Origin of the sequence: Bradyrhizobium yuanmingense, assembly GCF_025200905.1 — a bacterium.
GTDB lineage: Bacteria > Pseudomonadota > Alphaproteobacteria > Rhizobiales > Xanthobacteraceae > Bradyrhizobium > Bradyrhizobium yuanmingense.
On the sequence record NZ_CP104173.1, the window covers coordinates 7,576,877 to 7,590,497 of the forward strand.

Below are 13,621 nucleotides of genomic sequence, written 5' to 3' on the forward strand. Positions count from 1 at the left end.
AGTGCGAAGCGCTTTTCCGGAGAGATCATGCGTGAACAACAACCTAAAGCGCGATGATGATTCATCCCATTCTCATCGCGCTTTAGTCCGAAAGCCGCTCCAGCACGTCGCGCACCAGCCCTTGCAGGAGATCGAGCTTGTAGGCCGTTATCGGCAATGGCTTGGCACCTGAGCTCGCCGCTTTCGCCGCCTCTGCGATCGATGCCGCATTGGCAAGCTTGCCGCTGAGCTGGACTTCCACGGCGGTGAGGCGAAGCGGCACGGGCGCGACGCCGCCGGCAGCGAGACGCACCAGCTGGAACTTGCCGCCGGCGATCACGACGCGGGCGCAGAGTTCCACCAGCGGCCATTCCGCATAGGTCCGGCTGATCGCCCGCTTGTAGGAAGCGCGCTCGCCCTCGAGCGGAGCAGGAAGCGCAATGTTCTTGATCATCTCGCCTGCTGCGAGTGTATGATCGGCGTGCGCGACCGAGCCGTCGCCGAGGAGACCGCTAATCGTCAATCCGCTGCGCCGGTCCGTGGTGATGGTCGCATCATAGGCGAGCAGAGCCGCCGCCATGGTCGAGGGATGCGGCGCGATGCACGGTCCGAGATCGAAGGCAACGCCATAGAGATGATTGCCGGAACGGGCAGGGCAGGTGCTGCCGCCTTTCTTCAGGCAATCGATGTCGGCCCGGCGGAAATACCAGCAGCGTGAACGCTGCGCGAGATTGCCGCCGAGCGTGGCAACGTTGCGCACCTGTGGCGTGGCGAGTCCCTGCGCGCTCGCCGCAATGCCGGGATAAGCGGCGAGGATGCGAGCGTCGGTCGCGATCGTGGCGATGGTGGCGAGCGCGCCGATCCGGGCCGCTCCATCGGCTCCCCAGCTGATCGTCTTGTCGCCGCTGGTCGAGATATCGATCAGCATTCCCTGCGACACCCCGCTGCGGCGGCGTTCGCTGAAGTCGGTGCCTCCGGCGCGGAATTCAGGCGTGGGATTGGTGGTGATGACGGCGACACTCATGCTGCATCCCTCCCTTTCAGCGCGGCCACAAGACGATCGGGCCGGAACGGAATTTCAGTCAGTCTCACGCCGATCGCATCGCGGATGGCGTTGGCGATCGCGGGCGAGGTCGGCACGGTGGCAACTTCGCCGATGCCGACGCTGCCGCCCGGTACATGCTCGAAACCGGCCTCGTCGAAATGCACGTCCAGTTTCGGCATGTCGGCAATGCCCGGAATGCGGTAATCCTCCATGCTGCCGCTCAGGATGTGGCCACTCGAAGGATCGGTCTCCCGCGTCTCATAGAGTGCGTAGCCGATGCCCTGGATCACCGCGCCCGCGGCCTGGCTTCGCGCCAGCGCCGGCGCGGCGAGCTTGCCGACCGCGAGGCCCGTATAGGCGTTGAGCACGCGCACATGGCCGAGCCAGGTATCGACCTCGACTTCCATCACCTGCACCGAGCTCGGCACGCCGGCGCCCACCACCATGTGATTCATCAGACGCAGCACCCAACCGAACACCCGGCCCATGATGCCCGCCTCGTGCAGCGCGGGCCTGACGCCGGGCGGCGGCTTGCCGTCCTCCTGGCGCTTGGCCGACACGGCGATATCAGGAGAAGCCGCGATCATCTCGCGCCACGGCGCGTTCGAGCCCGGAGCAGGTGTGCGAGAGGCGGTGCGCCTGATTTCCGCTTTCAGCTTGTCGATGGCGAGCAAGGTCGGCGGCACCACCGAGGCGGTGACGCGGCTGCCGCCGGAGCCCGGTCCGCGCGGCAGGCTGGAGCGGCCGATCCGAACGTCCACATCATGCGGCTCGAGATCGAACGCCTTCGCGACGGTGTTGGCGATCACGCTGCGTGTGCCCGTGCCGATATCCTGTACCGCGCAGCTTGCGACGATGCGGCCGCCCTTGATCGCGAGTTCGACCGAGGAGCCGGTCTGCCAGAGATAGAGCCAGTAACCGGTGGCGACGCCGACGCCGCGCCGGTAGCGGCCGGTCTGCGATGCGGCTGGCTTGCGGCTCTTCCAGACGTCGAGGCCGGCAGCCCAGTCGTACAGTCGCTGGCGGTTGGGATCGGGGTCCCAGAGCTTGCGCAGCTGAATCGGATCGACCTTCATGCGCAGTGCGGCTTCGTCGACCGCCTGCTCCAGCGCAAACGACATCGGCGGACCGCCGGGGCCGCGGAACGGCGCGCCGGGCGGCAAATTGCTGAGCACGTCGAAGTCGACGAGCTCCTTTGCTTCGGCCGGATAGATCAGCCGCGCCAGGCCCGCGATCAGCGAGTTCACGGCGGCGCCGGTGTCTGCATGGGCAGTGAGCGACAGCGCCTTGAGGCGGCCTTCCGCAGAAGGCAGCAAGGACAGCTTCAGCTCGGCGGCCGGACGATAGCCGGTGACGGAAAGCTCCTCTTCACGATCGAAGGCGACGCGCACCGGCGCTTTCGCGGCGCGCGCAAGCTCGATCGCGGCGATGGTCTCCAGCCCAACGCTGCCCTTGGAGCCGAACCCGCCGCCGACATGATCGGCGATCACACGCACCTTGTCGTGCGGAAGGCCATAACGCTTGGCGATCTTCTCCATGCTCTCGTGGATGGCCTGGGTCGAGATGTGCACAATGAGCTGATCGCCATCGAACCTGGCCACGGCGGCATGTGGTTCGAGGCTTGCGTGCTGTTGCGTCGAGACGCGAAAGGTCTCCTCGACCAGCAGCGGATTGCGTTGCTGGCGCGCCTCGTCAAGCCAGCTCTTGGCGCGCTTGGCTTTCTGCGAGAACGGCGCAGAAGGCCCGCGCACATTGCCCTTCCACGACACCGGAGCGCCACCTGCGCCCTCGGACACGTTGCCGGCACGCTTGCGGTCCTTCTTTTCGAATACGACGGGCGCATCGTCGCGTCGCGCTGCATCGAGCCCGATCACGGCGGGCAAAGGCTCGGGCTTGAAGCTGATCGCGGCAATTGCTTTCAGTGCGGTGCGGCGATCCGTGGCCGCGACGGCTGCAATCGGCGCGCCGACGAAGCGGACCATGTTGTCATCGTCTAGCAGCGGAACGACCGCGGCAACACCGGCAACGGCGCGCGCCGGCGCCAGATCAAGCCCGGTGATCCTCGCATGCGCGACGTGCGCGCGCAGGATGACGCCTTCGAGCTGGCCGTCATGGTGGATGTCGACCGTGTAGCGGGCCAGTCCCGTCACCTTGTCGCGGGCTTCCAGCCGCGGCGCGATGGGCTCGTTGCCGTCGAAGCGGCCCGAGCATGCTTCGGCGACGGCGCGATAGATGCCTTCATAGGCGCCGCAGCGGCAGAGATGTCCAGATAGCGCGGCGGCGATCTCCTCGCGCGAGGGTGTCGCCGCGCCCTTGGTCGCGCGCCAGCCGTCATGGAAGGCGGCGGCTTCGACGACGAAGCCGGGTGTGCAGAAGCCGCATTGCAGGGCGTCGTGCGCCATGAACGCCTTCTGCACCGGATGCAATCCGGCCGCCCCGACGCCCTCGATGGTCGTCAGCGATTTGCCCGCGGCCGCCTGCGCCGGCAACAGGCAGCTCACGACCGGCGTGCCGTCGAGCAGCACGGTGCAGGCGCCGCAGACGCCGGAGCCGCAGACGAGTTTGGTGCCGGTGAGGCCGCCATCGCGGATCACGTCGATCAAGAGCGCATCCGGATCGTCGGGCAGCGCCAGAGGCCGTCCATTAATGGTCGTGCTGGTCATTTTCGAACTCCCGTTTTGCGTTGGGACTTCTTTGCGGACGGCGCCATCGCGCCGGCGATCAGCATGCGCAGCATGGTCTCGAGCTGTTTCAGGAACGCGTCAACCGGCTGCATGGCAGGGAAAGCGGATTTGGTGCCGTGGATCGCCATCTCGACGCAGCGCGCGAGCTCGCGCACGCTGACGCCGCTTTCGAGCTTGAGCTTTCGCTTGCGGCATACCCGCGCGATCGTGGTTGCGATCTCGTCGGCGAAACGGCTGGAATAGCTCTGGTAGAGGTCGCGCGCCTGCGCGAGGTGCTCGGAAAACAGCTCCTCGGTATGGGGCGAGTCCTTGAGCGAAGCGAGCAGCGACTGCATTCGCGCGCCGATCTCGGCGACCAGGATGTCGGCAAGATCGAGGCCCGCTTCTTCCGCCGCCTTCGCGGCCGCGATTTCCGCAGCGAGCCCCTGCGCGTAGATCCGCTCGAGCACGGCGCGAAACAGCGCCTCCTTGGAGGCGAAGTGATGATAGAGCGCCTGCCGCGTCAGTCCGGCTTCCTCCGCCGCCAGCTCGATCGAGGAGCGGCGGAAGCCGTGGCGCCGGAACACGCGCAAGGCAGCGTCGAGGATCCGGTCCTGGGGAGGGGCCTTGGCCTGCATTTTGTCAGATTTGACAAACGCGAACGAAATGTCAAATCACGGATTGATGACGGTCTCGTGCGCGCAAGAGCCAAGGCCGCCCCGCGCGGGCGGGAACATCGCCGAATTCCCGTTGGCTGGCGATGGCGATGCGAAAACATCACGCTCAAATGAAAACGGGCACGCCTTCTTGCGAAGGCATGCCCGTTTGAAACCCTATTCGTGCGACGCGCGTGCTTAGTGCACGCTCACCGCTTGCAGCTCGTTGCTCCAGGCGTTGGCGACCGCGGCTTCGCGGCTGTCGGTCAGCATGATCGGCGTGCCGTCGGCGGCGTGGAGCGCGAAAAGCTTGAGGCCCGGCGCGATCTTGGGCGCCTCGGGGAACAGGCCCGGCACGTCCTCGGAGCGGATCTGCTTCACATAGGCGATATGGCCTTCGCCCAGGGTTGCCAGTGTCTCCGGAGAGACGTTCTTGGCTTCGTATTCGAACGCAACGTGACCTTCACTCATGGTCTCGACTCCTCTGGAACACTAAGCGGTCGAGTCCGCTACTCGTTCCATTATTCGTGCTCATTGATAGCGATTGTCTTAACGATCCGCTCCGGTTCAGGCCGGGCCAGATCGATCGACAACAACCCGTTCTTCAGATCCGCACCCAGCACCAGCATCCCCTCCGCCAGCACGAAGGTGCGCTGGAAGTGGCGCGCGGCGATGCCGCGATGGATGTATTGCCGGGTCTTGTCGTCCTGCTGCCGCCCGCGGATCACGAGCTGGTTTTCCTCAATGGTTACATCGAGTTGGTCGCGCGTAAATCCGGCGACCGCCAGCGTGATGCGCAAACGCTCGGGCTGGCCGTCCGTGCGGTCGCACCTCTCGATATTGTAGGGAGGATAACCGTCGGCGCCTTTGACGACCCGATCGAGCACGCGCTCGATCTCGTCAAAGCCCAGCAGGAAGGGACTGGAGAGCGTTGGAACACGAGACATAGTTTACAAAGTCCTCGCAGAAAGCGACTTTGGTGCATCAGGGCCCGCGAGCGGCGCCCCTTGATCAGCAATATGGGCATGTTCCCCTGTGGGTTCAAGCAGGTAGCGGGGGAGCTGTGGACGGGCCACTTTCCGCCATCGCCCGAATGCCTGGTTCGTCGTGGTTGGCATGACGCGTCGCGCGAGGCGATTTATCCCAACAAAAACAAACCCCCTTCTACTGTGCATGGGGTTGTTTTCGCACTTTTGTCGTCACGCCCCGGAGCCGCTCAGCCCTTGAGCCGCGTCCGCCCGTCGTCGCTGAACAGATGCAGCTTGGCCCGCACCGCCGCGACGCGGATTCTCGCGCCGATGGCGGGCGCTTGGGTTCCGGGAATGCGGACGATGACCTCGCCGGGCGGCAGCTCGCCGGGCGTGGCGGCGACGCGCTGGTCCTCCTGCTCGCGGGAGCCGTAGACGAAGGTCTCGGCGCCGACGCGCTCGATGGCTTCGACGGTGAGCGGCAGGACGAGGCCGCCGGCCGGCGTCTCGTCGGTGATGACGAAATCCTCCGGGCGGATTCCGACGATGCCGGCATCGGCCGCGGCGCTGCCGGCGAGCTGCGACCGGATCTCCTCGGGCCGCGTCGACATCAAGTTCATCGGCGGCGCGCCGATGAAGGAGGCGACGAAGGTCGTGGCCGGCTTCTCGTAGATATCAAGCGGATTGCCGACCTGCTCGACCTGGCCGCCATTCATCACCACGAGGATGTCGGCCAGCGTCATCGCCTCGAGCTGGTCATGGGTGACGTAGATCGACGTCGTGTTGAGCCGGCGCTGCAATTTGCGGATCTCGACCCGCATCGCGATGCGCAGCTTGGCGTCGAGGTTGGACAGCGGCTCGTCGAACAAAAACACCTTCGGCTGGCGCACGATGGCGCGGCCCATGGCGACGCGCTGGCGCTGGCCGCCGGAGAGCTGGCGCGGCTTGCGCTCTAGCATGGCGGAGAGCTCGAGCACGCGCGCGGCTTCCTCGACGCGGGTCTTGATCTCGGCCTCGGCCATGCCGCGGTTGCGCAGGCCATAGGCCATGTTGTTGTAGACGCTCATATGCGGATAGAGCGCGTAGTTCTGGAACACCATCGCGATGTCGCGATCGGCGGGCTCTACTCCGTTGACGACGCGGCCGCCGATGTCGATCTCGCCGCCGGTGACCGTCTCCAGCCCCGCGACCATGCGCAGCAGCGTGGACTTGCCGCAGCCGGAGGGGCCGACCAGCACGCAGAACTGTCCGTCGCCGACATCGACGTCGACGCCCTTGATGGCCTCGAAGCCGCCGGGATAGGTCTTGCGGACGCTGCGCAGGGTGACGTTAGCCATGGGTTGCACCGGCGAGTAGCGAGTAGGGAATGGCGAATGGGGACTTGTTAGCACGCAAGGCGGACGCAGCGACCCCATTCGCCACTCGCCATTCACTATTCGCCATCTTCACTTTTCCGTCTCGACCAGGCCGCGCACGAACAATTTCTGCATGGCGACGACGACGAACACCGGCGGCAGCATGGCCAGCACGGCGGTTGCCATCACGATCGGCCATTCGGTCAGCGCGTCGGTGGTGGTGATCATCTTGCGGATGCCGATCTGGATGGTCTGCATGTCGTCGCGCGTGGTGATCAAGAGCGGCCAGAGATATTGATTCCAACCGAGGATGAACAGGATCACGAACAGCGCCGCCATGTTGGTGCGCGACAGCGGCAAGAGCGTATCCCAGAAGAAGCGGAAGGGGCCGGCGCCGTCAATGCGCGAGGCCTCCAGCAGCTCGTCCGGCACGGTCATGAAGAACTGGCGGAACAGCAGCGTCGCGGTGGCCGATGCGATCAGCGGCAGCGACAGGCCGGCATAGCTGTCGAGCATGTGCAGGTCGGCGACGATCTTGTAGGTCGGATAGATGCGGACTTCGACCGGCAGCATCAGCGTGATGAAGATCAGCCAGAACAGCGCCATCCGGAACGGGAAGCGGAAATACACGATCGCATAGGCCGAGATGATCGAGACCGCGATCTTGCCCAGCGCGATCAGGAGCGCCATCACCAGCGAGTTCAGCATCATGTTGCCGACCGGCTCGCGGGTCGAGCCGCTCGTGCCGACGAAGATGGTCTGGTAGTAGGTCTGGAAGAAATGACCCCCGGGCAGCAACGACATCTGCCCGTTGGCGATCACCGCGTTGTCCTGGGTGGACGCCACGAAGGCGAGATAGACCGGGAAGGCGACGATCGCGATCCCGATCCAGAGGATAATATGGGCAATGTAGCGCCGAAAGCCTTCTTCCTCGACCATCAGTAGGTCACCTTGCGTTCGACGAAGCGGAACTGGATGCCCGTCAGCACGATCACCATGATCATCAGGATCACCGATTGCGCCGCGGAGCTGCCGAGGTTTCCGCCGAGCAGGCCGTCGGTATAGACCTTGTAGACCAGCGTCTCCGTCGACTTGCCCGGACCGCCGCGGGTCATCGTGTCGATGATGCCGAACGTGTCGAAGAAGGCGTAGACGATGTTGACGACCAGGAGGAAGAAGATGGTCGGCGACAGCAGCGGGAAGATCACGGTCCAGAACCTGCGCATCGGGCGGGCGCCGTCGATCGCAGCCGCCTCGATCACGCTTCTGGGGACGCTCTGCAGGCCGGCGAGGAAGAACAGGAAGTTGTAGGAGATCTGCTTCCAGGCGGCGGCCAGGATGATCAGCGCTGCGGCCTGGTCGCCGTCGAGCAGTGGATTCCAGTCGATGCCCAGCGCCCGCAGGTAGCGCGAGAGCACGCCGAGCGAGGGATGCAGCATGAAGATCCAGAGCACGCCGACGACCGGCGGCGCCACCGCATAGGGCCAGATCAGCAGCGTGCGGTAGAGCATCGAGCCGCGCAGCGGCTTGTCTGCCATCACGGCCAGCAGCAGCGCGAACGACAGCGACGACACCGCGATCGCGAACGAGAAGAAGAAGGTGCGCAGGATCGCCTCGAAATAGGCGGGCTCCTTGAACAGCTCGATGTAGTTCTCGAACCAGACGAAGCTGGTCGACAGGCCGAAGGCGTCCTGCAGCAGGAACGACTGGATCATCGCCTGCAAGGCCGGCCAGTAGAAGAAAATCAGAACGATCGCGAGTTGCGGCGCAACCAGCGCATAGGGCAACAGCTTCGATTGGAAAATGGCTTGCTTTTGCATGATGCCCAGCGCGGCAGGCCGGGGGACCGGCCTGCCGCTTGTCGCCTTACTTCACGGCGGTCTTTTCGAACTGGCGCAGCATGGTGTTGCCGCGCTCGACGGCCGCGTCCAGCGCCTGCTTGGCGGTCTTCTTGCCGGCCAGCGCCTGCTCGATCTCCTCCGCCCAGACGTCACGGAGCTGCACCATGTTGCCGAGGCGCAGGCCGCGCGAATTCTCGGTCGGCTCCTTGTTGGTCAGCTCGAGCAGCGGCGTCTCCAGATAGGGCTGATCCTTGTAGAAGCCATCCGCCTTGGCCTTCTCATAGGCTGCCTTGGTGATCGGCAGATAGCCCGAGGCCTTGTGGATGTAGACTTGGCGATCGGTGTCCGAGAGGAAGGAGAAGAATTTGGCGACGCCCTTGTAATCGTCCGCCGGTTTGCCGCCCATTACCCAGAGCGAGGCACCGCCGATGATCGAGTTCTGCGGCGCGCCCTTAGCGTCCGGGTAATAGGGCATCGGCACCGCGGTGAAGGCAAACTTGGCCTGCGCCTTGACGTTGCCGAAGAACGCGGACGAGGTCAGGTAGAGCGGACATTCGCCCGACGTGAAGCGGCCTTCGCCGGTGTTGGTGCGGCCGGCATAGTCGTAGGTCTTGTCCTTCTGGAGCTCGACCAGATTTTCGAGATGCTTGACCTGGAGCGGACCGTTGAAGGACAGCACGGTGTCGAAACCGTCGAGGCCGTTGGCCTTGCTGGCGAGCGGCACGTTGTGCCAGGCGGAGAGCTGCTCGAGATTGACCCAGGTGACCCAGGAGTTGGAGAAGCCGCAGGTGGCGTGGCCGGCCGCCTTCAGCTTCTTGGCGGCGTCGAACACTTCGGGCCAGGTCTTCGGCACCTCGACATTCGCTTTCTTCAGTGCGTCGAGGTTGACCCACATCACGGTCGAGGACGAGTTGAACGGGAAGGACAGCATCTCGCCCTTCGAGGTCGAGTAATAGCCGGTGATCGCAGGCAGATAGGCCTTCGGATCGAACTTCTCGCCGGTCTCGGCCATCAGCTTGTAGACCGGCTTCACGGCGCCGGTCGCGGCCATCATGGTGGCGGTGCCGACCTCGAACACCTGCATGATGTGCGGCGCGTTGCCGGCGCGGAACGCGGCGATGCCGGCGTTCATCGTGTCGGCGTAGTTGCCCTTGTAGGTCGGGATCACCTTGTAGTCGCTCTGCGTGGTGTTGAAATCGTTGGCGAGCCTGACGATGACGTCGTTGTTGGCGCCGGTCATCGCGTGCCACCACTGGATTTCGGTCACGGCAAGCGCCGGCGACGCGCCGAGACCAATTGTGAGTGCGACGGCCGCCGCCGTGCCAAAATGTCGAAGAGCCATCAAGAACCTCCCTTGCCCGTCACTAAAGAAGCGCTTGCGCTAGCAGCGCCATATGACGTTCACATGACTGTGTAAGCGGGAGAAACGAAAGCAGCAAGCGCGGCCAAATGGGAAGTTGTCAAATAGGCCAAGACGGAGCCGTCAGCCAACTCGTTCGCGCTGCACATGCGTGCGCGCGCCGCAGTGCGGCATTGAGATGAGGCACTATCGCGCCGCGGGCTCCGAACCTCTCCCACTTGCAAGCGGGAGAGGGAGCGCACCACCGTTGACGCTCGCCTTAGCTCAGCGTTTCCGCTCGGGACCGCAGACCGTGCCTTTTTCGACCATCGCGTCGATCTCGGCCTTGGAGTAGCCGAACTCGCCCAGCACCTCGGCCGCATGCTGGCTGAATTTCGGCGGCACGCGGCGCAGGCTCGGCTTGCTGCGGTCGAGCCGGATCGGCGAGGCCACGCCCTTGTACCAGTCCTTCTCGATAATATCGCCACGCGCGATCGTGTGCGGGTTGGTCAACGCCTGGTCGATCTTCTGCACCGGCCCTGCGGGCAGGCCGGCCGCGAGCAGGCGGTTGCACAGCGGCTCGGCCTCGTGCTGGCTGAACACGGCGGCAAGCTCGGCGCGCAGTGCCTCGCGATTGGCGATGCGGTCCTTGTTGCGGGCAAAGCGCGGATCGGTGCCGAGCTCGGGCTTGCCGATCTCCTTCGCCAGCTTGCGGAAGGTGCCGTCATTGCCGACGCCGATGAAGATGTTGTCGGTCTTGGTCGGGAAGATCGCGTAAGGCACGAGGTTCGGATGCTCGTTGCCGGTGAGACCAGGCGCCTTGCCATGCATGAAATAATTCGCGGTGTGCGGATGCATGATGGCAAGGCCGGTCTCGTACAGCGTCGTCTCCAGGAACTGCCCCTTGCCGGAGCGCTGCCGCTCCGACAGCGCCATCAATATGCCGATTGCCGCATAGAGCCCGGTGGTGATGTCGACCAGGGGCACGCCGATCCGCATCGGCCCGCTCTCGGGCGAGCCGGTGGCTGCGATCATGCCGGTCATGGCCTGGATGATGGCATCGTAGCCGGGGTTGCCGCCGCGCGGGCCGTCGGCGCCGAAGCCGCAGATCCGGCAATGCACGAGGCGGGGATATTTCTTGCTGAGGACGTCGTTGCCGATGCCCCATTTCTCCAGCGTGCCCGGCTTGAAATTCTCGATCAGGACGTCGGCGGTCTCCAGCATCTTGAGCAGCACGATTCGGCCGCCTTCGGAGGCGAGGTCGAGGCCGATCGAGCGCTTGTTGCGGTTGATGCCGACGAAATAGGCCGCATCCTCCTCGTGGAACGGAGGGCCCCATTCGCGCACCTCGTCGCCCGCGGGCGGCTCGACCTTGATCACGTCGGCGCCGTGGTCGGCGAGGATCTGGGTGCAGTAGGGACCGCCGAGCACGCGCGTGAGATCGATGACGCGCAATCCGCTCATGGCGCCCGTTGCTGCTTCAGTCATGCCTTCGCTTCCCTGTGTCGATCATTGGATCACAGGCCTAGCGAGGTTTGTTTGCGCCAGCAATGGCGCCGAGCGTGGAGCCGTATGCGCCGCCGAGCAGCCATGCCGCGGGGTGGCGTAAGCGGCCGGCCCGAGGGGGCCCCGGGCCAGCCGATCCGCGCTGCCGATCAGACCACCGTCAGGCGAACGTCGACATTGCCGCGCGTGGCATTGGAGTACGGGCACACCTGGTGCGCCTTCGCCACCAGCGCCTCGGCGTCTGCGCGGGCAAGGCCCGGCAGCGAGACCGCGAGGTCGATATCGAGGCCGAAGCCGCCCTCGGAGCGCGGGCCGATGCCGACGGTCGAGGTGACCGAGGCGTCGGCAGGCACCTTCGGGCCGCCCTGCGAGGCCACGAACTTCATCGCGCCGATGAAGCAGGCGGCATAGCCGGCCGCAAACAGCTGCTCGGGATTGTTGCCAGCGCCGCCGCCACCGCCGAGCTCCTTCGGCGTGGTGAGCTTGACGTCGAGCGCGCCGTCGAGGGTCGCAGCATGGCCGTCGCGGCCGCCGGTGGCCTTGGCGCTGGTCTTGTAGAGGACGTTCACGGACATTGTCGTCTCCTCGGGTCTTTCCGGGTTGGGGTGTAAGCTTTATCGCAGACAATTAGATTGCGCGCAATCTAATTCGTCGCGCCTCACATTTAATTGTTCGCAATTGAATCTGGCGCCGGCCGGGCCCAGAATGGGAGAAACGCGCAGGATTCTTCATGGCCCGGAAATCAACGGCGGTAGACCCGCTTCGTCTCGACAACCAGATCTGCTTCGCGGTCTATTCCGCTACGCACGCCTTTAACCGCGTCTACAAGCCGCTGCTCGATCGGCTCGGCCTGACCTATCCGCAATATCTGGTCATGCTGGTGCTGTGGGAGCGCGACGACGTGCCGGTCAAGGAGATCGGCGAGAAGCTGTTCCTGGATTCGGGCACGCTGACGCCGCTGCTGAAGCGCCTCGAGGCCGCCCATCTCGTCAGGCGCACCCGCTCGCGTGAGGACGAGCGCCAGGTTCTGATCGCCCTGACGCCGCAGGGCCATGCACTGAAGGAGAAGGCCCGCAGCGTGCCGCAATCGATCCTGGCGGCATCGGACTGCTCGGTGTCGGAGCTGGTCGCGATGAAAGACGAGATCGTCGCGCTGAGGGATCGGCTGAATGCGGTGATCGGGGAGTAGGGGACTAAAGCGCTTCTTGGCGAAGGCGCGGCCTGATGCTGACTTCAAGTACTTTTCGAATGCGACGGCCTGCTTCTCATCGCTGAATGCGACGTAAGTCTTGAGCCGCCAAGGTCCGTATTTCGAAGTGTGGGGCACCTCGCCAGCATTGTGCTTTGCCAGTCGGGCGCGGAGGTCGTCGGTGATCCCGACATAGAAATGGAGAGAATCAAGGCTCTCAAGGATGTAGACGTACTTCACGGGCACACTCCTCGGTAGGCGAGGAGAGCTTACACCCGCTCTTGTTTTGCTGAAGCCCGGCTTCGCCCTTCGGGCTTCGCCGCGGCAGCCTTCGCTAGCTTCGCCACGAGGGAGCGGAGCTGGCTTGCCGAGCCGTAGCTGGCGAAGCCAGCGAAGGCTGGTGGAGCCAGGCGGGATCGAACCGCCGACCTCTTGCATGCCATGCAAGCGCTCTCCCAGCTGAGCTATGGCCCCTTAGTCCAAATGGGAGGATCCTGGGGGACCCGTCCCGGCCGGCGAGCGCTCTAGGCGACTCGCGCGGTGCACCCTTTTTCACAGATCAGGGCTGATCTCAAGTCTCTTCATCACCGCCGACATCACCAATGATGTCGGTCACGTCCTCATCGCCCTCTTCCTCGTCGGCAATGAAGGTCGAATCGTCGTCATCATCGTCGTCGAGGGTCTCGTCGACCTCGATATCGTCCTCCGATTCGGGCACGACCGCCTTGACCTTGCCGGTGTTCTCCTCGGCATCGGCCTCCTCGAGCGAGACCAACTCCTCGGTCTCCGCCGGCTCCGGCGCGTTGTCCTGGGCCATGTTGCGGGCCTCGGCCGCACGGGGGCCGCGGGCAGGAGCGACCGGGGCGATCGGCACCACTTCGCCGGTATAGGGCGAGATCACCGGATTCTTGTTGAGGTCATAGAACTTCTTGCCCGTGGTCGGGCAAATACGTTTGGTTCCGAGTTCGGACTTGGCCACGGCAGGAATCCTGGGAATGTCTGAAAAGCGGTGCTTCACTTGGCTAGTTGGCGGCCCGCTGTCAATAGCGCATTACGGGAGAACGACATGCCCGTGACGGG

Annotated in this window: 13 protein-coding genes, 1 tRNA gene and 1 pseudogene; 1 reads left to right on the forward strand and 14 read right to left on the reverse strand. The window is 64.6% G+C overall.

Features of this window, described 5'->3' with window-relative positions; translation table 11 throughout:
- Positions 1 to 82: 82 nt before the first annotated feature.
- The 11 genes from N2605_RS35140 to N2605_RS35190 form a co-directional block, all read right to left on the reverse strand.
- A complete protein-coding gene (locus N2605_RS35140) occupies positions 83 to 1,003 on the reverse strand; it encodes an FAD binding domain-containing protein (RefSeq protein WP_260345262.1) in 921 nt (306 codons plus the stop codon).
- Positions 1,000 to 3,687 (reverse strand): molybdopterin-dependent oxidoreductase, encoded by a 2,688-nt coding sequence (locus tag N2605_RS35145; protein WP_260345265.1) that lies wholly within the window; start codon positions 3,685 to 3,687, stop codon positions 1,000 to 1,002. The genes N2605_RS35140 and N2605_RS35145 overlap by 4 nt, the downstream gene beginning before the upstream one ends.
- Entirely contained in the window at positions 3,684 to 4,325 is a 642-nt protein-coding gene (locus tag N2605_RS35150; RefSeq protein WP_260345267.1) for a TetR/AcrR family transcriptional regulator, read from the reverse strand. Before N2605_RS35150 ends, N2605_RS35145 begins: the two co-directional genes overlap by 4 nt.
- 216 nt (positions 4,326 to 4,541) lie before the next feature.
- A complete protein-coding gene (locus N2605_RS35155; protein WP_011083553.1) occupies positions 4,542 to 4,814 on the reverse strand; it encodes a BQ00720 family protein in 273 nt (90 codons plus the stop codon).
- A gap of 50 nt (positions 4,815 to 4,864) precedes the next feature.
- The gene (locus N2605_RS35160) at positions 4,865 to 5,290 is read right to left on the reverse strand and encodes an Hsp20 family protein (protein WP_024338612.1); all 426 of its coding nucleotides are present in this window, start codon (positions 5,288 to 5,290) and stop codon (positions 4,865 to 4,867) included.
- Between the two features lie 269 nt (positions 5,291 to 5,559).
- The gene (locus N2605_RS35165; protein ID WP_036009161.1) at positions 5,560 to 6,648 is read right to left on the reverse strand and encodes a sn-glycerol-3-phosphate import ATP-binding protein UgpC; all 1,089 of its coding nucleotides are present in this window, start codon (positions 6,646 to 6,648) and stop codon (positions 5,560 to 5,562) included.
- Positions 6,649 to 6,756: 108 nt separating this feature from the next.
- Positions 6,757 to 7,605: a sn-glycerol-3-phosphate ABC transporter permease UgpE gene (gene ugpE / locus N2605_RS35170; RefSeq protein ID WP_036024416.1), complete on the reverse strand. Its 849-nt coding sequence runs from the start codon at positions 7,603 to 7,605 to the stop codon at positions 6,757 to 6,759.
- Complete coding sequence (gene ugpA / locus N2605_RS35175) at positions 7,605 to 8,486, reverse strand: sn-glycerol-3-phosphate ABC transporter permease UgpA (RefSeq protein WP_260345279.1); 882 nt, start codon at positions 8,484 to 8,486, stop codon at positions 7,605 to 7,607. The genes ugpE and ugpA overlap by 1 nt, the downstream gene beginning before the upstream one ends.
- Positions 8,487 to 8,532: 46 nt before the next feature.
- The gene (gene ugpB, locus N2605_RS35180) at positions 8,533 to 9,849 is read right to left on the reverse strand and encodes a sn-glycerol-3-phosphate ABC transporter substrate-binding protein UgpB (protein WP_036009146.1); all 1,317 of its coding nucleotides are present in this window, start codon (positions 9,847 to 9,849) and stop codon (positions 8,533 to 8,535) included.
- 282 nt (positions 9,850 to 10,131) lie between these two features.
- Entirely contained in the window at positions 10,132 to 11,334 is a 1,203-nt protein-coding gene (locus tag N2605_RS35185) for a CaiB/BaiF CoA transferase family protein (RefSeq protein WP_260345284.1), read from the reverse strand.
- Positions 11,335 to 11,501: 167 nt separating this feature from the next.
- A complete protein-coding gene (locus N2605_RS35190) occupies positions 11,502 to 11,927 on the reverse strand; it encodes an organic hydroperoxide resistance protein (protein ID WP_036009140.1) in 426 nt (141 codons plus the stop codon).
- 155 nt (positions 11,928 to 12,082) lie between these two features.
- Here N2605_RS35190 and N2605_RS35195 point away from each other — a divergent pair, with 155 nt between their 5' ends.
- Entirely contained in the window at positions 12,083 to 12,541 is a 459-nt protein-coding gene (locus N2605_RS35195) for a MarR family winged helix-turn-helix transcriptional regulator (RefSeq protein WP_074447577.1), read from the forward strand.
- An 87-nt stretch (positions 12,542 to 12,628) separates the two neighbouring features.
- On the opposite strand, the pseudogene N2605_RS36620 reads toward N2605_RS35195, so the two are convergent.
- The 3 genes and pseudogenes from N2605_RS36620 to N2605_RS35205 all read right to left on the reverse strand — a co-directional run.
- Positions 12,629 to 12,979 (reverse strand): annotated as a pseudogene (locus tag N2605_RS36620) (GIY-YIG nuclease family protein); the annotation flags it as partial.
- Positions 12,940 to 13,015: transfer RNA gene (locus N2605_RS35200), tRNA-Ala, on the reverse strand. The gene N2605_RS35200 and the pseudogene N2605_RS36620, both read right to left, overlap by 40 nt.
- A gap of 97 nt (positions 13,016 to 13,112) precedes the next feature.
- Positions 13,113 to 13,520, reverse strand: coding sequence for a TIGR02300 family protein (locus N2605_RS35205; protein WP_036009126.1), 408 nt, complete (start codon positions 13,518 to 13,520; stop codon positions 13,113 to 13,115).
- Positions 13,521 to 13,621: the final 101 nt, after the last annotated feature.

Bases quoted from the DNA above. Each gene is read 5' to 3' on its own strand.
- N2605_RS35165 (WP_036009161.1), bottom strand. From the start codon at position 6,648: ATGGCTAACGTCACCCTGCGCAGCGTCCGCAAGACCTATCCCGGCGGC.
- N2605_RS35145 (WP_260345265.1), bottom strand. From the start codon at position 3,687: ATGACCAGCACGACCATTAATGGACGGCCTCTGGCGCTGCCCGACGAT.
- ugpB (WP_036009146.1), bottom strand. From the start codon at position 9,849: ATGGCTCTTCGACATTTTGGCACGGCGGCGGCCGTCGCACTCACAATT.
- N2605_RS35190 (WP_036009140.1), bottom strand. From the start codon at position 11,927: ATGTCCGTGAACGTCCTCTACAAGACCAGCGCCAAGGCCACCGGCGGC.
- N2605_RS35155 (WP_011083553.1), bottom strand. From the start codon at position 4,814: ATGAGTGAAGGTCACGTTGCGTTCGAATACGAAGCCAAGAACGTCTCT.
- N2605_RS35160 (WP_024338612.1), bottom strand. From the start codon at position 5,290: ATGTCTCGTGTTCCAACGCTCTCCAGTCCCTTCCTGCTGGGCTTTGAC.
- ugpE (WP_036024416.1), bottom strand. From the start codon at position 7,605: ATGGTCGAGGAAGAAGGCTTTCGGCGCTACATTGCCCATATTATCCTC.
- ugpA (WP_260345279.1), bottom strand. From the start codon at position 8,486: ATGCAAAAGCAAGCCATTTTCCAATCGAAGCTGTTGCCCTATGCGCTG.
- N2605_RS35195 (WP_074447577.1), top strand. From the start codon at position 12,083: ATGGCCCGGAAATCAACGGCGGTAGACCCGCTTCGTCTCGACAACCAG.
- N2605_RS35150 (WP_260345267.1), bottom strand. From the start codon at position 4,325: ATGCAGGCCAAGGCCCCTCCCCAGGACCGGATCCTCGACGCTGCCTTG.
- N2605_RS35140 (WP_260345262.1), bottom strand. From the start codon at position 1,003: ATGAGTGTCGCCGTCATCACCACCAATCCCACGCCTGAATTCCGCGCC.
- N2605_RS35185 (WP_260345284.1), bottom strand. From the start codon at position 11,334: ATGACTGAAGCAGCAACGGGCGCCATGAGCGGATTGCGCGTCATCGAT.